Genomic DNA, 18,604 nt, shown 5'->3' on the forward strand with positions numbered 1-18,604 from the left:
GTTGAACGTCTGGTCGTCCTGTTCACCGGATCGCTGGACGATGCACATCTGCGCGCCTTTCCGAGCACACGCGGAAGTGAGGTACTTCGGCGTCCCGCTGTCGTGCTCGTGGAGGTGTTTCCCGGTGGCTGTGTTGAATCGTCGGCGAACCTGGACGGCGCTGGCCGCCCTCGGCCTGGTGGTCGCGGCCGTCGCACCGTCCGCGTCGGCCCAGGACGACCAGTCGAAGCGCAGCGCGTCCTCCGGCGACCGCACGCAGGAGGTGCGCCAGGCGATCCAGGGAGGCAAGGCGCGCAACGTCATCCTGTTCATCGGTGACGGCATGGGCGACTCGGAGATCACCTCGGCGCGCAACTACTCCCGCGGCGCCGCGGGCAGGCTGAACATGGACACCCTGCCGCTGACGGGGGCGTACACGACGTACGCCGTGACGCAGAACGATCCGTCCAAACCGGACTACGTGACCGACTCGGCCGCGTCCGGCACCGGCTGGGCGACCGGCACGAAGACCTACAACGGCGCGATCTCCGTCGACGCGTACGGGAACCCGGTGCCGACGCTGCTGGAGCTGGCCAAGCGCCAGGGCTACCGCACGGGTGACGTCACCACCGCCGAGGTGCAGGACGCGACGCCGGCCGTGCTCGGTTCGCACGTCGTGAACCGCGACTGCAAGGGCCCGGACGAGACGACCGCGAAGTGCGCGGTGAACGCCAAGGAGAACGGCGGCGCCGGTTCGATCGCCGAACAGCTCGTGCAGACCCACCCGGACGTGATCCTCGGTGGTGGCGCGAAGTACTTCAAGCAGACCGTGAAGGCCGGCCAGTTCCAGGGCAGGACGGTCATCGACCAGGCGAAGGCCGCCGGCTACCAGCTGCCGACCGACGCCGCGTCGCTGAAGGCCGCCGGCAGGGACAAGCCCGTGCTCGGCCTGTTCGCCGAGGGCAACATGGAGGTCCAGTGGGCGGGCCCGGCCGCGAAGGTGGGCGGCACCCCGGCCTCGACCTGCACGCCGAACCCGGCACTGCCCGCCGCGGCGCCGAAGCTCGTGGACATGACCCGCAAGGCGCTGGACCTGCTCGACCGCTCGAACCGCCGCGACAAGGGCTTCTTCCTGCAGGTCGAGGGCGCGAGCATCGACAAGCAGGACCACGCCGCCAACCCGTGCGGCCAGATCGGGGAGACCGTCGGCTTCGACGACGCCGTCGCCGCGGGCCTCGCCTACGCCCGCAGCCACCAGGACACCCTGGTCGTCGTGACCGCGGACCACGGTCACACCAGCCAGATCATCCCGAACGGCACGGCCAGCCCCGGCCAGACCGCGACGCTCATCACGCACGACAACGCCCAGATGACCATCAACTACGCGACCAACACCCCTGGCCAGTCGCAGGAGCACACCGGCACCCAGGTGCGCATCGCGGGCTACGGCCCGCAGGCGGCGAACGTGGTCGGCGTGACCGACCAGACCGACCTGTTCCACACGATCAGCCGGGCGCTCTCCCTGCGCTGACGGCACTCCGGGCCGGATCAGTCCGGGAACCGGCACGGCCCTCGTCCGCGGCTGCGGACGAGGGCCGTGCTGTGTCCACGACGGTTCACGCGCCTCCGCCGGCCACCGGTCAGCGGTGACCGAGCCCGGCGCCGTCCTGCCGAGGTGCGTCGACTCCGGTCCGTTGTGGAACCACCGCGGGTGTCGGCGAGAGTTCACTCAATGGTGCGAACGACTTGGGGCGGAACGGTTTCCGGATTGCCGAGAGACACCACGCCGATGACACTGCGATCATGGAGGATTCCGGGGTTGTCCACGTCGAACCGGCCACCGGCGGACAGGAGAGGTTCGCGGTCGTTTTCCGCGGCTACGACCGACAGCAGGTCGACGAGTACGTCCAAGCCCTCCAGGAACGCGCCCTGCGGCTGGAGCGGGCGGTGCGCGACGGGGTGGCCGTTCTCCCCGAGCACGTGGAGGTGGACGCGGCGGTCACCGGGATCGGCTCCCGGATCGAGAGGGTGCTGACGCTCGCCGAGGCCGAGGCCGCGGAACTGCGCGACGAGGCCCTGCGCGAGTGCTCCGAGCTGTGCGACGCGGCGAAGGGCTTCAAGGAGGAGACCGAACGCGCCGCCCGCAGCGAGGCGAGGCGGATCGTGGCGCACGCGGAGGGGGAGGCGGCCGAGCTGCGCTCCGCCGCGCGCGCGATCTTCGCCGACCTGGCGCGCGTCGAGGCCACCATCCGCGACCTGCGGGAGACCGCTCCGCTGCCGCGCGAGCAGAAGGGCGTCGTGCCCGCCGAACCGGAACCGCCGGAGACGCCGGCCGACGAGATCGTGCCGCCCAGCCCGCGCCGCTCCGGCGCCTCCGGCAAACCACGTTCGCCGGGGCCGGCGTCGATGCCCCAGCGCCGGCGGAGCGAGTCCAAGACCAGCACTTCCTGAGCGACGAGGCCGGAGGGAATCGGAGTGGGACCTGTCGACTACCTCCGCGTGTTGCGCAGAAGGTGGAGGCTGATCGCGTCCGGGCTCGCGCTCGGCATCATCGTCGCGGTGGTGTTCCTGAGCGGAACCACGCCGCAGTACCAGGCCAACAGCCAGCTCTTCGTGTCGACCAAGCAGGGCCAGGGCACCGCGGAACTGTTCTCCGGCAGCAGTTTCGGCCAGCAGCGCGTGAAGACCTACGCCCAGGTCGTCGCCACGCCGAGCGTCCTCGACCCGGTCATCGAGAAGCTCGGGCTCACCGAGACCGCGGACCGGCTGGCGTCCCGCGTCGTCGTGTCGGCGCCCCTGGACACCGTGCTCCTCGACATCTCCGTGCGCGACGCGGACGCGAGCCGCGCGGCCGCGATCGCCACGGCGGTCGGCGAGTCGCTCATCCAGGTCATCACCAGGCTGGAGACGGCGACCTCGGACACCTCCCCGGTCGCGGTCAGCTTCGTGCGCCGCGCGACGGTCCCGGACGAGCCGGTGTTCCCGTCGATCCCGCTCACGCTGGGGGCGGGGGTGCTGGGAGGGCTCGTCCTCGGCGTCGTCGCGGCCCTCGTGCGCAACGCGGCCGACACCCGCGTCCGCGGAGAGGCGGACCTGCCCCGCAGCGTCAACGGCGCGGTGCTGGGCGAGATCCCGTTCGACCGGCAGGCCGCGCAGAACCCGACGTTGCTGCGCAGCCAGCAGAGCTCGCGCGCGGAGGCGTTCCGCAAGCTGCGCACCAACCTCCAGTTCGTGTCGGCCGTCGGCGAGCTCCGGTCCGTCGTCATCACGTCGTCGATGCCCAACGAGGGCAAGAGCACCACCGCCGTGAACCTGGCGCTGACGCTCGTCGACAGCGGGATGAAGGTCGTCGTGGTCGACGCAGACCTCCGGCAGCCGCGCATCGCGCACTACCTCGGCCTGGTCGACACGGTCGGCCTCACCACGGTGCTGCTCGACCGCATCGGCCTGGACGAGGCCCTGCAGCGCTGGGACGGGGGACTGCACGTGCTCACCGCCGGCGAGCTGCCGCCGAACCCGAGCGAGCTGCTCGGCTCCCCGGCCGCCGGCAAGCTGATCGGGGAGCTGGAGACCCGGTTCGACCTGGTGATCATCGACTCGCCGCCGCTGCTGCCGGTGACCGACGCCGCCCTGCTCGCCCGCTGCGCCACCGGCGTCCTGCTCGTCACCGCGATCGGCCGCACGACCCGCGACCAGCTCGAACGGTCCGTGCGCGCTCTCGAGACCGTCGGCGCGCGAGTGGTCGGCACGGTGCTGAACCTGATGCCCGTGCCGTCCGGCCAGGAACCCGGCTACTACCGCTACGGCGGTGGGGCCGCCCCCGGGTGGTTCGCCCGGTGGCGGCGCACTCGCCGGGCGCTGCCGCGCGCCGTCGGCCGTCAGTAGGCCCCGCGGCAGCTCAGCACCGCCCGCGCGGTCTTCCACAGCACGATGAGGTCCAGCGTGAACGACCAGTTCTCCACGTAGTAGAGGTCGAGCTCCACGCTGGCGTGCCAGGTGAGGTCGGACCGTCCGCTGATCTGCCACAGCCCGGTCATCCCCGGCTTGACCAGCAACCGCCGGCGCACGTCGCGGTCGTAGCGCCGCAGCTCGCTCGGCAGCGGCGGGCGGGGACCGACCAGGCTCATCTGTCCCATGAGGACGTTGACGAGCTGCGGCAGCTCGTCGAGCGACCAGCGGCGCAGGTGCCTGCCCAGCCGGGTGACGCGCGGATCGGCCCGCATCTTGAACAACGGGCCGCCGGCCTCGTTGCCGGCGGCGAGCTCGTGCTGGACCAGGTCGGCACCCGGTGACATGGTCCGGAACTTCCAGACCTGGAACTCCCTGCCGTGCCGTCCCGATCGGGTCTGCCGGTAGAGGACGGGACCCGCACTGTCCACTTTGACCGCCACCGCGACGGCCAGCAGCAGTGGACTCAGCAGCACGAGCGCGGTGGCGGACGCGACCAGGTCGACGACGCGTTTGACGAACCTGGCGATGCCGGTGAAGCGCGGTGGTTCGATCACCAGCACCGGAAGGCCGGCGACGGGACGCGCGTGGATGCGCGGCTCCGCGACCGCCATCGCCGCCGGAACCACGACGAGCTGGGTCTCCGTCCCCTCGAGCAACCAGCTCAGGTGTCGCAGGAGGTCCGCGCCCGCGGACGGCTCCCCGGTCACGGCGATCGTGTCGGCGCGCACCCGGCGGGCGGACCGCAGCGCGGCGCGGGCGGAGTCCGCGGCCGACCCGAGGTCCTCGCCCGACCACGTGCCCACCACCCGGAAACCGGCGCAGGGAACGGTGTCGAGCTGGTCCGCCAGGTGCGGGAAGCGGTCGGGATCGCCCACGAGCAGCACGCGCGCGGACCAGCGGCCCGACCAGCGGTGCGCGTGCAACCACTGGCGCCACAACCACCTCGACAGCACCAGCGCGGCCACGCCCGTGGGGAACGCGGCCAGCAGGTACCCGCGCACCTCCGCGTCGCGCAGGACGTAGGCGGCGATCGCGGCCAGTCCCCAGAACGTCGTGGACGCCGCGAGCACCCGCCGGTACTCCTCGTGCCCGTCGCCCAGCACGGCAGGAGTGCGGGAACCGAACGCCGTGAGGGCCGCGAACCACAGGCACGCGAAGAGGATCGCCGTCGCGGTCTCCCGCCACGCCGCCGGCCTGGCGCTCGTCACCGGCACGAGGGCGACCGCCCACAGCACGGCGAACGCGTCCGAGCCGAGCAGGAGCTGCCGGTACCTCGTCCACCAAGGAGGTTCGTACATCGTCGGATCCTTCTCGTCTGCCAGGAGATCGGGCGTCACCTGATGGGGGAGACCCGGTTGACAGCCGCGGAGACCGCTGATCATGGTCGTGGCATGAGTGCCATCTCCGAGCGCCGTGGTCTCGTGCGGGCGGGCAGGTTGCTGGTCGTGGTGACCGTGCTCGCCACCTTCGTTCTCACCGGGTACGGCTGGTACCTGCGCCGTGAGGTCGCGGCGAGCGTCGGGCACCTCCAGGGCGACGTGTTCGCCGGGATGACGAACCGGCCGGAGTCGGTCCGCATCTCCGTGGCCGCCGCGCCGCCGAAAACGGTGCTGCTGCTGGGAAGCGACATCCGGCTCGGCGCGGACGCCGGCGGCGGCGTCACCGGGCAGCGGGCCGACACGATCCTCCTCGCCCACCTGCCGCAGAGCCGCGACAGGGCCGAGGTCCTGTCCATCCCGCGCGACTCGTGGGTCGACATCCCGGGACACGGCATGGCGAAGGTGAACGCCTCGCTGGCCTACGGCGGCGTGCCGCTGACGATCAGGACCGTCGAGGCGGTGACCGGCATCCGCATCGACCACGTGGTCGTGGTGGACTTCGCCGCGGTGCGCGACCTGACGACCGCGCTCGGCGGCGTCGCCGTCGACAACCCCACCACGTCGACGGACCCGTTGACGCGCACCACCTTCGAGGCGGGCCGGCTGGTGCTGCAGGGCGACCGCGCGCTCACCTTCGTGCGGCAGCGGTACGGGCTTCCCGGCGGCGACATCGACCGGATCACCCGGCAGCACGTCCTGCTGTCCGCGGTGGGCAGGCAGATCGCCGCGCGGGCGTTGACGGACGGCGCGCTGCGGCAGAAAGTGCTTTCGGTGGTGCGCCGCGACGTGAGCACCGACTCCGGCCTCGACGACGACACGTTCCTCGACCTCTTCTTCGACATGGCCACCCTCCCCTCCGGTTCGGTCTCGTTCCACACCGCTCCCGTCGCGGGATCCGGCACCTCCGCGGACGGCCAGGCCTACCTGGAGCTGGACCGCGAACGCCTCGCGGCGGTGGCGGAGGCGGTGCGCACCGGCGCGCCGATCCCGTTGCCGCTGACCATCACGCCGTCCTGATCACCGGCCGCGCGCGGCAGCGGCGTCGTCGGCAGGACGAGGTCCGGGACCCGCCCGCGGGCGCCGCGTCGTGCCCGGACGACGGCGGCCACCCCGCTCGTCAGCGCGAGGGCGCCGAGCCCGGACCACCACCACAACGGGTGGTGCACCAGGCCGAGCGCCACCGCGAGCAGCACCGCGCAGGTACCGGCGAGGAGCAGCCCCGCGACGGCCGCGGCCACGGGCTTCACCGCCGCCTCGCGGTGAGTCCGGCGCCGATACTCGTGCCGATGGCGTCCGTGCAGCGGACGATCCGCGCGACGACCTCCTCGGTGACCTTCTGACCGGCCGCGCTCGGGTCGGGGACGTCGTCCACGTCGGTCGTGCCGCGCCGGGCGATCGCCGTGGCGACCAGGGCGTCCCACTCGGCTTCTCCCACGTGCTCCGCCGCGGCGGCGAGCTCGCCCAGCGTCACGGCCGACGACAGCGCCCGCGGCCGGAGCCGCAACGCGTCCGACAGCTCCGCCCTCGTCATGGCGATCACGGTGCCCGCTTCGGCGAGCAGCGCGTCCGTCACCCGCCGGGAGCGGAACCCCGAGGCGTCGATTCCCCGTTCCGCCAACAGGTCCCGCACGACCTCGGCGACCGGGTCGCCCTCTCTCGCGCGCAGGCCGGCGCTGGTGAACACCAGTCCCGTGCCCGCGACGGACGCGAGCAGGTGGGAGGTGAGCGGGGAGCGGAACTCGTTGGCGGTGCAGAGCACCAGCACCGGATGAGGCGCGCTCATCGGCCGCTCCGCGCGCCGAGACCGGCGACCCAGGCGCGGTACCGCTCGGCGGCCTGCTGCCTGCACAGCTCCGTGCTGGCGTACCGGTGCCCGTTGCGCCCCAGGCGTTCGCGCAGCGACGAGTCGTGCCCCAGCCGCAGCGCCGCGTCCAGCAACGCGGCGGGATCTCCTGGCGCCACGCGGACTCCGGCACCGGCGGCGGACAGTTCCGCGCTGGCGGGGCTGTCCTCCTCGGTCGCGGCGAGCACCGGACGGCCCGCGGCGAAGTAGGACGTCAGCTTGCTCGGCACGCACACCGACCGCAGTCCGGGGCGTTCGTTCACCAGCAGCACGTCCGCGGCGGCCAGCACGCCCGCGAACTCGGCGTCGGGGACCGGGGGCAGCACGCTGATCCTGCGCACCCCGGCGGCCTGGCGGCGCAGCTCGGCGCACCGGGCACCGTCACCCACGAGGACGAAGCGCACGTCGTCACCCCGGCGGTCCGCCAGCCGCGCGGCGTCCACGACGGTGCCGAGCTCCTGCTTCGCGCCCATGTTCCCGGCGTGCAGCACGACGGTGCCCGTGCCGGTGGGCCACGGCGCCGGCACCGGCGTGGACGACAGCGGGATGTGCGTCCAGTTGCGGATGACCGTGACGCGGTCCGGGCTGACCCCGTGCTGCGTGCGCAGCACGTCGCTGAACCTCTCGTGGACGGTCACGACCCCGTCGGCCGACCGGAGGAGGTTCGCCTCCAGCCGCGCGACCTGCGAGCCGCCCCGGCCGCCCAGCGCGCCCACCTCGCTGGTGACCGACGCGTAGAGGTCCTGCACGACAACGCCGAACGCGGCCCCCGTCCGCGCGGCGAGGCCGCGGGCGGCCAGCAGCGAGAGCAGCGAGGGGCTCACCCCGATCACCACGTCGGCGTCGCGCAGCTCCCGGCCGCGCGTGCGCAGGCAGGCGTGCACGGCGAACGAGGCCTCGTGCGCGATCCTGCCGACCCCGGTGGAGCTGGACGGCACGTAGTGCCTCAACCGGGTGAGCCGGACGTCGCCGTCGCGCAGCCTGCGGACCAGGCCGGCACTCAGGCCGCGGTAGCCGTCCGCCGTGCGCCACTGCGGGTAGTACGGGAACCCGGTGACGACGTGCACCTCGTGCCCGGCCTCGGCGAGCGCGCGGGCGGTGCCGGTCGTGTACGGGGCGATGCCCGCGTGTTCGGGCTCGTAGTTCAGCCCCACCATGACCACCTTCACCGGACCACCACCTCCTGCGCGCCGCGGTACCAGGCGTAGGTGCTGCGGAGCCCCTCCGCGAGACCGATCCGCGGTGCCCACCCGAGCGCGCGGATCGTGCTGATGTCGAGGACCTTGCGCGGCGTCCCGTCCGGGCGGCGCGGGTCGAACGCGATCCGCCCGCGGAAGCCGACCGTGGCGGCGACCAGCTCGGCGAGCGCGGCGATGGTCAGGTCCTCGCCGGTGCCGACGTTGACAGGGCTGTCGTCGTCGTAGTGCTCGAGCAGGGTCAGGCAGGCCTCGGCGAGGTCGTCGACGTGGAGGAACTCCCGGCGGGGCGTGCCGGTGCCCCACACCGTCACGGTGCCGGCGTCCTCGCGGACCGCCTCGTCGAACTTGCGCAGCAGCGCGGGGAGCACGTGCGAGCGCTCGGGGTCGAAGCTGTCGCCCGGCCCGTACAGGTTGGTGGGCATGGCCGAGATCCACGGCAGCCCGTCCTGCCGGCGGACCGAGCTGACCTGCGTCACGCCCGCGATCTTGGCGACCGCGTAGGCCTCGTTGGTCGGTTCGAGCGGGCCGCTCAGCAGCACCGACTCGTGGATCGGTTGTGGACAGTCGCGCGGGTAGATGCAGGAGGAGCCCAGGAAGAGCAGCCGCGGTATCCGCAGCGCGCGGGCGGCGTCCATGATGGACAGTTGGATGCGGAGGTTGTCGCTGAGGAAGTCGGCCGGTGCCGCGTGGTTGGCCGCGATGCCGCCCACCCGTGCGGCCGCCAGCAGCACCACCTCCGGTCTGTGGCGCCTCAGGAACCCGGCGGTGGCCTCGTGGTCGCGGAGGTCGAGCTCGGCGGACGACGCCGTGACCACCCTGGTGAACCCCCGTCGCCGCAGCAGCCGCACGCAGGCGGAGCCCACGAGCCCGGTGTGGCCGGCGACGTAGACGGGAACGTCCCTGTTGAGCGGGCTGTGCATTCGGCATCCCCTCCGGCAATCGGAAAAATAATTCTTTTGTGTGAACTTGCTGATGCGTGGTCGCCTGTCGCCGAAGTATCTGCCGATGATGTCCCGGTGACCAAGGAGTGAAGACGACGCGTCAGCCGATCGATCCGGGAGACCGCGATGAAAACTGCTCTGATCACTGGAATCTCCGGACAGGACGGAAGCTACCTCACCGAACTGTTGCTCGCCAAGGGATACGAAGTCCACGGAATCATCCGCAGGTCCAGCTCGTTCGGCACGCAGAGAATCGATCATCTTTATCGGGATCCGGTGGCGGAACCCGGAAGGCTCACACTCCACTACGGCGACCTCACGGACGGTTGTCGTCTTGCCACCCTTTTGTCCAGTATCGCGCCTGATGAGGTGTACCACCTCGCCGCGCAGAGCCACGTTCGAGTCAGTTTCGACGAACCGGTGTTCACCGGCGACACCACCGGTCTAGGCACCGTGCGGCTGCTGGAAACCATCCGAATGGTTGATCTGCCGTGCCGGTTCTACCAGGCGTCCAGTTCCGAGATGTTCGGTGGAACTCCGCCACCGCAGAACGAGGAATCCCCGTTTCGGCCGCAGTCGCCGTACGCCGCCGCCAAGACCTATGCCTACTGGGTGACCCGCAACTACCGCGAGGGCTATGGAATGTACGCGGTCAACGGAATCCTGTTCAACCACGAAAGCCCCAGGCGGGGCGAGACCTTTGTGACGCGCAAGATCACCAGGGCGGCCGCGCGGATCAGGGCGGGCGAACAAAAGGCACTCTACCTCGGAAACCTCGACGCCGTGCGCGACTGGGGCTACGCCCCCGAATACGTCGAGGCGATGTGGCTGATGATGCAGCAGGACGAGCCGGAGGACTACGTCGTGGCCACCGGCACCTCGTGCACCGTCCGGGACTTCCTCGGCTACACCTTCGGCGCGATCGGCCTCGACTGGCGCGACCACGTGCGCTTCGACCAGCGCTACCTGCGCCCGGTCGAGGTGAACGCGCTGATCGGTGACAGCAGCAAGGCCGCGGCGAAGCTCGGGTGGACGGCGCGGACGCACGGGCCGGAGCTCGCCCGCATCATGATCGAGGCGGACCTGGACGAGGTCGACCGGCACGGGCCACGACCGCCCCGGCCGCGTTCGGGCACGTTCGCCGGCGCGCAGATCGTCCGGCACTGATGCTCAGGGTGCTGCACGCGGTCGCGAGCGTTGGCGACCGGTACGGAGGTGTCTCGGCGGCGGTCGGAGCGCTCGGCCACGTCGAGAGCATGCTGCGCCACGACGCCACTTTGGTGAGCCTGCACCGCCCGGAGCAGGGCGACCGGCTGCTGAGCGAGCTGTCGTCGTGCTTCGACGTCGAGGTGCTGCCACCCGGCCGGGTGTCCGGGAGGTTCCACGGCTCCGGCAGGCTGCGCTCGACGCTGGCCCGGCTGGTGCCCCAGCACGACCTCGTCGTCGTGCACGGCGTGTTCGACCTCACCGCGCACCTGTGCGGCCGGACCGCCCGCAGGTACGCCGTTCCCTACCTGCTCTGGCCACACGGGAGCCTCGACCCCTACGACCTCCGCGAGCACGGGTGGGCCAAGCGCCGTCTCGCTCCACTGTGGAGGGAGAGCATCGCGGGGGCGTCCGCGGTCATGTGCACGACCCAGCGGGAGGCGGACCGCCTGGAGGACTTCGGGGCGGGGACCCGCCGGGAGGTGCTGCCGCTGCCGCTGCCGGACGCGGTCCCCGTCGCGGCGGCCGGCGAGTCGCGGGAACGCGCCAGACGTGCGTGCGGCCTGCCGGTGACCGGCCGGGTGGTGCTGTTCCTCGGCCGCATCGACCGGAAGAAGGGGCTGCCGCTGCTGATGGAGGCGTTCGACCTCGCCGCGGGACCCGACGACACCCTGGTCGTGGCCGGGGTCGGCGACGCCCAGCTGGACCGGTCGCTGCGCGCCGCGGCGTCGGCCCGCGAGTCACCCGGCCGGGTCGTCTTCACCGGCTGGGTCGAGCCGAGACGGCGGCGCGAGCTGCTCGCCGCGGCCGACGTGTTCGCGTTGCTCAGCGACAACGAGAACTTCAGCGTCGCCACCGCGGAGGCGCTCGCCGCCGGGTGCGCGGTGCTGCTGAGCGACGAGGTCTACCTCGGCGACGAGCTGGTGGCGGCGGGCGGCGCGGTCGTCACCCGCCGCCACCCGGCGGTGGCCGCCATGGCGTTGCGGACGCTGCTGACCGACGACCGGGTGCGGGAGAAGATCTCCCGGGCCGGGCAGGACTGGGCGCGGTGGGCACTGGACCGCGACCGCGTCAGCCGGAGCTACCGGCGAGTGGTGGAGGGGGTGTTCGCGCGGTGGTAGCGGTGAGCGTCCTGATGCCCTGCCTCAACGCGGGGCGGTATCTGGGACCGTGCCTGGACAGCGTCGTGGACCAGCTCGGGCCGCAGGACGAGCTGATCGTGCAGGACGCCCTGTCCACCGACGGCTCGGCCGAGGTCCTCGACCGCTATGCCGCGCGCACGCCGAAGATGCTGGTGGTGCGCGAGAAGGACGGCGGTCAGTCCGACGCGCTCAACCGCGCGCTGCGGCGCGCGCGGGGCGACTACGTCTGGTGGGTCAACGCCGACGACCTGGTGCTGCCCGGCGCGTTCGAGGTCGTGCGCGGGGAGCTCGAGCGCCGGGCGAGCCTTCCCGACGTCGTCGTCGGGGGATGGCGCCTGGTCGGCGGCGGGGGAGAGGTGGTCCGCGAGAGCCCCGCGCGGGAGCTCGACCGCGGCCGCCTGCTGGTGCAGGGGTGCTACGCGTTCTCCGGCGCGATGCTGGTGCGGCGCGACCTGCTGCTCCTGCTGCGCGGCTACTCCCGCGACCTGCACTACGTCATGGACTTCGACCTGATGCTGAAGCTCGCGGACGCCGCGCAGGTCGTCGTCCCCCGGCCGCTGGGCGCCCTGCGGTACCACGACGCCAGCAAGTCCGGCGGGCTCGGCCGCAGGTTCTTCACCGAGGGCGCGGTGGTGCGGTGGCGCGGCCGCCGCACCGACCTCGACGTCGTGCGCGCCGTCGCCGGCACCGCGTGGCACGCCGCCGGTGTCGCGACCGCTCGCCTGCGCTTCGGCCCCACGTACACCCGGCTTCGAGAGAGGTGGTCCACCCGTGCTGAACCGAGTGCGTGACCTGGTGCGGTCCGCGTGCTGGCTGCTCCCGCCAGGGCGCTTCAAGAACCGGGTGCTCGTGCTGCTGGGTCACGACATCGCGCCCTCGGCCAGGATCGGCATCTGCCTCGTCCTCGGCGGCACCGCCGTGCGCGTGGGCGCGGGTTCCGTGGTGGGACACGGCAACACGTTCCGCGGCCTGAGGTCGCTGGACATCGGCGCCGACGTCCTCATCGGACAGTTCAACTGGTTCTCGACCGCGCCCTCGTTGCGGGACGGCCGCCACGGCCTCGACGGGGTGGTGCGCGTCGAGGACCACGCGGTGATGACCAGCAGGCACTACGTCGACGCGTCCGGCGGGCTGCTGCTGGGTCCCTTCGCGTCGATCGCCGGTGTGCGCTGCACCGTGCTGACGCACACCGTCGACCTGGAGACCGGCAAGCAGACCACGGCACCGGCGACGCTGGCCGAGCACGCGTTCCTCAGCACGAACTGCCTGCTGATGGCCGGGTGCCGCCTGGAGCCGCGGGCCGTGCTCGCCGCGGGCAGCGTCACCGCGATCGGGCAGACCTACCGCGCGAACACGTTGTTCGGAGGCGTTCCGGCGAAACCGATCCGCGAGATCGACGGCGCGTACTTCCACCGCACCCGTGCGTGGATCGGCAGGTGACGGCCGCCAGGACCGGACTGCTCGGCGCCGTCGGGGCGGGTGCGGGACTCTGGTTGTTCGTGCCGCTGGGCGGGCGGATCTCCCTCACGGAGATCGCCGCCGTGCTGCTGGCGCCGCCGTGCCTGGTCGCGGTGGCGCGCTGCCGGAGGGGGCCGGCGTTGCTCGTCACGGCCGGCTGCTGGTTCGCGGGCCTGGTGGTCAGCCAGCTCGTGCTCCCCGGACCGGCCGCCGCGGTGGTGCGCGCCTTCGCGACCGTGGTCGCGCTGGTCGTCGCCACCGGCCTGCTCTGCCTGGTGCTGGCGCCGCGCGACCGGGAGGCGGACCGGCGCCGCGCCGTGCTCCTCGGGTTCGCCTGGGGCCAGCTGGTCGGGCTGTTCGTCACGCCGGCGGCCGCGGCCGGGCTCGACCTGTGGAAGTTCGGCGGGGGACAGGCCGTCACGCTGGTCGTCCTGCTGGCCGCGGAACGGTTCTCCGCGCACAGCCGCCGGTACGCGCTGCCCGTGGTGCTGCTCGTGCTCACGGCAGGGCACCTCGCGGTCGGGTCGCGCATCCTCGCCCTGGTCACGTTCGTCGCCCTGCTGGGCACTTTGCTCGCGCCGCTGTCGCGCAGGCGCCTGGGGCGGGCGAGGGCCGTGCTGCTCGCCGGCGCGGTCGTCGCCGGCGCACTCGTGCTCCAGCAGGCCTACACCACCCTCGCGACCAGCGGGGCGCTCGGAGCGGAGCAGCAGATCAAGGTCGGGTTCCAGGACGGCGACCTCGGGCTCCTCGTCGGCGGGCGCAAGGACTTCGTGTTCCTGCTCGCGGCCGTGTCCGAACGGCCCGTGCTCGGCTGGGGGCCCGGCGCGGTCGTGCCGCCCGAGGTGAAGGCGGAGGCGGTGAGCTGGCTCCGGTCGCACGACTACCCGCTGGAGGCGTACGACGTGCTCACGTTCGTCCGTCCCGCGACCCTGTTCCTGCACTCGACCGTGCTGGGGTCCTGGGTGACGGCCGGGCTGGCGGCGCTGCCGTTCTGGCTGCTGGCGATGGTGCTGCTGTGCGGCGGGATCGTCCGTGCGTTGCGGCGGGGCGGCATCGCCGAGCTGTTCGTGCTCGTGATGGCGTTGTGGCACGTGCTGTTCTCACCGCTGGGCGACACCACCCGAGGACACATCGCGCTGGCGCTCGCGCTGGCGTTGACCGCGGTTGCGCATCGCGATGGCGGCGGTGACGACGACGCACGCGACGGCGTGACCCTGCGCGGCGCCCACGGCACCGCCGAGCCATCCGCCGATCCCGAGTCCGCACAGTCCCAGCACCGCCCCGACGGGGAGCAGCACGCTCATCGCGGTCTCGTCACCGCGCGCCTGAGCGGCCAGCACCAGCAGCTGGGCCACCACGACGAAGAGCGTCGCGAACAGGTACCACCTGAGCGCGGGCACGGCGTCGGTGAACCGTGACCCGGCCACCAGGGGCATGATCCAGGGCGCGCACACGGCCAGGAGCACCACCAGCGCCGTGGAGACCACGCCCGCCAGCACCAGCATCCGCGTCGCCGCCCGAGTTCCCGCCGACAGGGCGGGCAGCGCCGCCGTTCCCGCCGCGGACACCAGCACCAGCAGCGGGCCCAACAGGCGTGCGCCGAGCGAGTACAACCCGGCCTGTTCCGCGCCCGCCACGAGCGTCACGACCGCGGTGTCCAGCAGCACCAGGTTGCCCGCGACCGCGGCGCCCGCGAACCGGATCCCGTAGGCCAAGGGGTTCGCCGCCGGTGGGCACGCCCTCTCGTCGCCGACGGTGCCGGAAAAGGCCAGCACGACACCACTTCCGCACACCAGACCGCCCACGAGGCCGACGGCCGGTGGCAGACCGGGAACGAACAGCAGACCGGTTCCCACGACCAGCGCGACCAACCGTTCGCACACCGCCAGGATCGCGGAAAACCCCGCCCTGCCGCGAAGTTGCCACTGCGCCTGCACGAGGAGCAGCGCGGCGCGCAGCAGGCCGTAGGCGACCGCCAGCGAGAGCAACAGGGGCGGCAGCCCCGCGACCGCCAGCGCGGCCACGGCCACGGCGGCCACCGCGCCGAGCAGCACGCTCTTGCGCAGCAACAACATCCGCATCACCCCGGCGGGGACCGCGCCCAGCCGGCCACCGTCGCGCAGCACCCGCGTGCACGCGCCGAGGTCCACCAGCGGGACCAGCATCGAGGCCACCCCGTACCACAGGGCGGCCGAGCCGAAGCTCGCCGCGGAGGCGTTGCGGGCCACCAGGACCAGCTGCACGCCGGTGAGGAGCTGAGCGCAGAGCTGCCCGCCGCCCAGTCGTACCACAGCGCCGAGCAGCGTCGAACGGCTTCCACCCGAACGGGTCGGGGATGGTGCTCCGGGGTGCGACACGGTGGTGATTGTGTCCACACTCGACCGCGGAGTCCCTGCCGCAGAACGTTTTTCGCCACATCGAAGGACGTGAAGCCGAAAATGCCGACATCAACCGGACAGCTCGTGCCCGCCTTCGTGCGCTCCGCCGTCAAGAGGACGGCGGCGCGCGCGGGCTTCGAGGTCACCCGCGACCCGTTCGCCCGCAGGCTCGCGCGGCTGTGCGAGCAGGCGGGCGTGCGCACGGTGCTGGACGTGGGAGCGAACTCCGGCCAGTACGCGAAGCTGATCCGCACCGGCGGCTACCAGGGCCGGATCATCTCGTGTGAACCGCTCGCCGAACCGTGCGGACGGCTGCGCGCCGCGGCCAGACCGGACCCGCGGTGGCACGTCGTGCGCACCGCGCTGGGGCGTGAGCGCGGCACCGTCACCGTCCACGTCGCGGGGAACTCCTACTCGTCGTCGGTGCTGGACATGCTGCCCAGCCACGCCGACGCGGCACCGGAGTCGGTGTACGTCGGCGCGGAGGAGGCACCGCTGACGACGGTCGACGACCTGCTCGACGACGTGACGGCGGCCTCGACGTTGCTCAAGATCGACGTGCAGGGCTACGAGGGCGAGGTGCTGGCCGGGGCGAGCAGGTCGCTGCGCCGCATCGTCGCGGTGCAGCTGGAGCTGTCGCTGGTCCCCCTCTACACCGGCCAGCCGCTGATGGGCGAGCTGGTGGAGCTCCTGTCCGGCGAGGGGTTCGGGCTGTGGTCGATCGAACCGGGGTTCCGCGACACGCGCACCGGCCGGATGCTGCAGTGCGACGGGATCTTCGTGCGCCGGGGCCTGGTCGGACCATGAGCTCCCTGCCGAGACCGCGGCTCGTCCTCGGAGACGGGCCGCCCACCGGGCGTTGGCGCTCCCGGGCGACGCTGGCGCTGGCGTCCCTGCACGTCGCGGTGACGCGCGGGAACCTGCGGATGCCCGTGCTGAAGGCGCTGGACGTGCTGCTGCCCGCGACGTCGTTGCCCGCCGTCACCGCCGAGCTCGCGCCGGGCGTGTCCATCGAGCTCGACCCCGGTGGCGCGATGGCCAGGGCGTCGCTGATCGCGGCCGGCTACGAGCACCGGGAGGCCGAGGTGCTGGCCGGCGCTACGAGGCCGGGCGGGGTGTTCGTCGACGTCGGGGCGAACATCGGCTGGTTCTCGCTGCTGCTGGGCCTGCACCGGCCCGATGCGGAGGTGTGGGCCTTCGAACCGCTGCCCGTCACCTCGCGGCGCCTCGCGGACAACGTGCGCCGGGCCCGGTGCCCGAACGTGCGGGTGATCCGCGCCGCGGCGGGCCGGGCCGCCGGGTCCGCCGGGTTCGTGCTCACCGACGACGACGCGTTCGCCCACCAGGTCTCCCGGTCGGAGGGCTCACCCGGTCGTTCGCCGGCGGTGCACACCTGCGAGGTGACCACGGTCGACGAACGCTGGCACGAGGCGGGCCGGCCCAGGGTCGACGCGATGAAGGTCGACGTGGAGGGCGCCGAGACCGAGGTGCTCGCCGGTGCGGACGAGGTGCTGCACCGCGACCGGCCGTTGCTGATGGTGGAGACGCCGACGGCCGAGTCGGTCCTCGCCGTGCGGGAAGCACTGGCGCCGCAAGGGTACCGACCGCTCCGGGTCCCGGGAGTGTTGCCCTACAACACCTTCTACACCGCGGCAGAACGAGCGTGACCGTCTTGAGCGGGCGGCGTCACCGTGCGCGCGGGGACCCCCACCGCCAGCGCACCACCGGGCACGTCGCACATCACGACCGCCCCGGCGCCCACGGTGGCGTGGTCACCGATCCGCACCCCGCCCAGCACCGTCGCACCGGCACCGATGAACACGCCGTCACCGACCACCGGGTAGGCGTGCCCCGCCTGGCGTCCCAGGCGCTCGCCGAGCGTGACCCGCTGGCAGACGAACCCGTCCCGCCCGATCACCGCCCCCGCCCCGAACACGACCCCTCCCGGGTGCTCCATCCGCAACCCGGGACCGACCCGGCAACCGGGCACGAAGTCCGCCCCGGTGACGAAGTGGGCGAACGAACGCACCAGGTGCGCCGCGGGACGCAGCGCCGGGCGCGCGTACAGCACCTGCTGCAACCGCAACAAGAACACCGCGAGCACCCCGGGACGCGTCAGCAGCAACCAGAGCACGCGGACGGCCGAGCAGGTGGGCGCGCCGGTCGCCGCGGCGACGTCGGCGGCCCAGACGGACCGGAAGGTCGGTGACATCTGTCCCCTTCGGACTGCACCCGGACGACCCCACAGGAGGAACGAACACCCATGACGATCATCGCCGAACAGGTCGCACGTCATCAGAGTGTGGCCTACCAGAACGATTTCGACTACACGGCGGGATCGCCGCACCTGCGACACCGCACGCTGAACCAGCGCGTGATCGACGTCTGCCGCGACGTTGTGCGCGAGGTGCTCGACCGCTGGGGCCACTGCCGCGTGCTGGAGGTGGGCGCGGGCCACGGCGCGTTCACCGACCACGTCGCCGCTCTCGGTGCGGAGGTGTGGATCACCGAGATGAGCCAGGACAGCGCCATCTTGCTGGCAGACCGGTTCCGGCACAACAACTCCGTCCATGTGCTCCACGACAGCGACGGCACGGCGGCGGCCTCGCTGGGCACGTTCGACGTGGTGCTGTGCCTGTCGGTGCTGCACCACATCCCCGACTACCTGAGCACCGTCCGGCAGTACACCTCGCAGATCGCGCCCGGCGGAGCGTTCGTCAGCTACCAGGACCCGCTCTGGTACCCGCGGCGCACGCGGGCGTCCGTGCTGGTGGACCGCGGCGCCTACTTCACCTGGCGCCTGGGCCGTCCCGACCTGACGCGCGGCCTCGCCTCGTTCCTGCGCCGCGTCCGAGGCGCCTACGACGAGACGAAACCGGGGGACATGGTGGAGTACCACGTGGTGCGCGACGGCGTCGACGAGCGCGCGCTGGAGGCGTTGCTCGTGCCGCGGTTCTCCTCGGTGCGCGTCGACCGCTACTGGTCGACGCAGGCAGGCCCGTTGCAGTGGGTCGGCGAGCGGTTCGGGCCGAGCACGACCTTCGGACTGGTGGCGACGAACGCCCTGCCGCATCAGCGCTGACCGGCCCTGGCCGGCCCGGCCCTGACGGGGTGCCGGTTTCGTGAGT

The 18,604-nt window shown here is 72.5% G+C and carries 18 protein-coding genes; 12 read left to right on the plus strand and 6 right to left on the minus strand.

Annotation, left to right across the window (positions count from 1 at the left end):
- Positions 1 to 124 precede the first annotated feature (124 nt).
- The 3 genes from phoA (at position 125) to ACFWV3_RS25905 (ending at position 3,864) form a co-directional block, all read left to right on the plus strand.
- Positions 125 to 1,510 carry an alkaline phosphatase gene (gene phoA, locus ACFWV3_RS25895; RefSeq protein WP_382414511.1) on the plus strand — a complete coding sequence of 462 codons (1,386 nt, stop codon included), beginning with the start codon at positions 125 to 127 and terminating at the stop codon, positions 1,508 to 1,510.
- 272 nt (positions 1,511 to 1,782) lie between these two features.
- Positions 1,783 to 2,430, plus strand: a complete 648-nt coding sequence (locus ACFWV3_RS25900; RefSeq protein WP_382414513.1) for a DivIVA domain-containing protein — start codon at positions 1,783 to 1,785, stop codon at positions 2,428 to 2,430.
- 24 nt (positions 2,431 to 2,454) lie between these two features.
- On the plus strand, positions 2,455 to 3,864 hold the full coding sequence (locus ACFWV3_RS25905; protein ID WP_382414515.1) for a polysaccharide biosynthesis tyrosine autokinase: 1,410 nt from the start codon (positions 2,455 to 2,457) through the stop codon (positions 3,862 to 3,864).
- Here ACFWV3_RS25905 and ACFWV3_RS25910 read toward each other — a convergent pair.
- Complete coding sequence (locus ACFWV3_RS25910; protein WP_382414517.1) at positions 3,858 to 5,228, minus strand: sugar transferase; 1,371 nt, start codon at positions 5,226 to 5,228, stop codon at positions 3,858 to 3,860. The genes ACFWV3_RS25905 and ACFWV3_RS25910 overlap by 7 nt on opposite strands.
- A 93-nt stretch (positions 5,229 to 5,321) precedes the next feature.
- Here ACFWV3_RS25910 and ACFWV3_RS25915 point away from each other — a divergent pair, with 93 nt between their 5' ends.
- Positions 5,322 to 6,326, plus strand: coding sequence for an LCP family protein (locus tag ACFWV3_RS25915; RefSeq protein ID WP_382414519.1), 1,005 nt, complete (start codon positions 5,322 to 5,324; stop codon positions 6,324 to 6,326).
- On the opposite strand, the gene ACFWV3_RS25920 is transcribed toward ACFWV3_RS25915, so the two are convergent.
- From ACFWV3_RS25920 to ACFWV3_RS25935, 4 genes are read right to left on the minus strand one after another with little or no spacing between them, the layout of a single operon-like run.
- Complete coding sequence (locus ACFWV3_RS25920; protein WP_382414521.1) at positions 6,230 to 6,556, minus strand: hypothetical protein; 327 nt, start codon at positions 6,554 to 6,556, stop codon at positions 6,230 to 6,232. The two genes, ACFWV3_RS25915 and ACFWV3_RS25920, sit on opposite strands and share 97 nt — an antisense overlap.
- Complete coding sequence (locus tag ACFWV3_RS25925; RefSeq protein WP_382414523.1) at positions 6,553 to 7,092, minus strand: low molecular weight phosphatase family protein; 540 nt, start codon at positions 7,090 to 7,092, stop codon at positions 6,553 to 6,555. Before ACFWV3_RS25925 ends, ACFWV3_RS25920 begins: the two co-directional genes overlap by 4 nt.
- Complete coding sequence (locus tag ACFWV3_RS25930; protein ID WP_382414525.1) at positions 7,089 to 8,321, minus strand: glycosyltransferase family 4 protein; 1,233 nt, start codon at positions 8,319 to 8,321, stop codon at positions 7,089 to 7,091. Before ACFWV3_RS25930 ends, ACFWV3_RS25925 begins: the two co-directional genes overlap by 4 nt.
- A complete protein-coding gene (locus ACFWV3_RS25935) occupies positions 8,318 to 9,271 on the minus strand; it encodes a GDP-L-fucose synthase family protein (RefSeq protein ID WP_382414527.1) in 954 nt (317 codons plus the stop codon). Before ACFWV3_RS25935 ends, ACFWV3_RS25930 begins: the two co-directional genes overlap by 4 nt.
- 147 nt (positions 9,272 to 9,418) lie before the next feature.
- Between ACFWV3_RS25935 and gmd the strand changes: the two genes are divergently transcribed.
- The 7 genes from gmd to ACFWV3_RS25970 all read left to right on the plus strand — a co-directional run bounded on the left by gmd (position 9,419) and on the right by ACFWV3_RS25970 (position 17,143).
- Positions 9,419 to 10,459: a GDP-mannose 4,6-dehydratase gene (gene gmd / locus ACFWV3_RS25940; protein ID WP_382414529.1), complete on the plus strand. Its 1,041-nt coding sequence runs from the start codon at positions 9,419 to 9,421 to the stop codon at positions 10,457 to 10,459.
- A complete protein-coding gene (locus ACFWV3_RS25945) occupies positions 10,459 to 11,619 on the plus strand; it encodes a glycosyltransferase (RefSeq protein ID WP_382414531.1) in 1,161 nt (386 codons plus the stop codon). The genes gmd and ACFWV3_RS25945 overlap by 1 nt, the downstream gene beginning before the upstream one ends.
- A 2-nt stretch (positions 11,620 to 11,621) precedes the next feature.
- Positions 11,622 to 12,431: a glycosyltransferase gene (locus tag ACFWV3_RS25950; protein WP_382414532.1), complete on the plus strand. Its 810-nt coding sequence runs from the start codon at positions 11,622 to 11,624 to the stop codon at positions 12,429 to 12,431.
- Positions 12,412 to 13,080, plus strand: coding sequence for an acyltransferase (locus ACFWV3_RS25955; RefSeq protein WP_382414534.1), 669 nt, complete (start codon positions 12,412 to 12,414; stop codon positions 13,078 to 13,080). The genes ACFWV3_RS25950 and ACFWV3_RS25955 overlap by 20 nt, the downstream gene beginning before the upstream one ends.
- Complete coding sequence (locus ACFWV3_RS25960) at positions 13,077 to 14,516, plus strand: hypothetical protein (RefSeq protein WP_382414536.1); 1,440 nt, start codon at positions 13,077 to 13,079, stop codon at positions 14,514 to 14,516. The genes ACFWV3_RS25955 and ACFWV3_RS25960 overlap by 4 nt, the downstream gene beginning before the upstream one ends.
- Positions 14,517 to 15,536: 1,020 nt before the next feature.
- On the plus strand, positions 15,537 to 16,283 hold the full coding sequence (locus ACFWV3_RS25965) for an FkbM family methyltransferase (protein ID WP_382414538.1): 747 nt from the start codon (positions 15,537 to 15,539) through the stop codon (positions 16,281 to 16,283).
- On the plus strand, positions 16,280 to 17,143 hold the full coding sequence (locus ACFWV3_RS25970; RefSeq protein WP_382414540.1) for an FkbM family methyltransferase: 864 nt from the start codon (positions 16,280 to 16,282) through the stop codon (positions 17,141 to 17,143). The genes ACFWV3_RS25965 and ACFWV3_RS25970 overlap by 4 nt, the downstream gene beginning before the upstream one ends.
- Here the strand turns inward: ACFWV3_RS25970 and ACFWV3_RS25975 are convergent.
- The gene (locus tag ACFWV3_RS25975; protein WP_382414542.1) at positions 17,119 to 17,688 is read right to left on the minus strand and encodes a serine O-acetyltransferase; all 570 of its coding nucleotides are present in this window, start codon (positions 17,686 to 17,688) and stop codon (positions 17,119 to 17,121) included. The genes ACFWV3_RS25970 and ACFWV3_RS25975 overlap by 25 nt on opposite strands.
- Positions 17,689 to 17,739: 51 nt before the next feature.
- On the opposite strand from ACFWV3_RS25975, the gene ACFWV3_RS25980 reads away from it, so the two are divergent.
- The gene (locus ACFWV3_RS25980) at positions 17,740 to 18,558 is read left to right on the plus strand and encodes a class I SAM-dependent methyltransferase (RefSeq protein WP_382414544.1); all 819 of its coding nucleotides are present in this window, start codon (positions 17,740 to 17,742) and stop codon (positions 18,556 to 18,558) included.
- The last annotated feature ends 46 nt before the right edge of the window (positions 18,559 to 18,604 follow it).

This window comes from Lentzea sp. NPDC059081 (assembly GCF_042738015.1).
Taxonomy (GTDB): Bacteria; Actinomycetota; Actinomycetes; order Mycobacteriales; family Pseudonocardiaceae; genus Lentzea.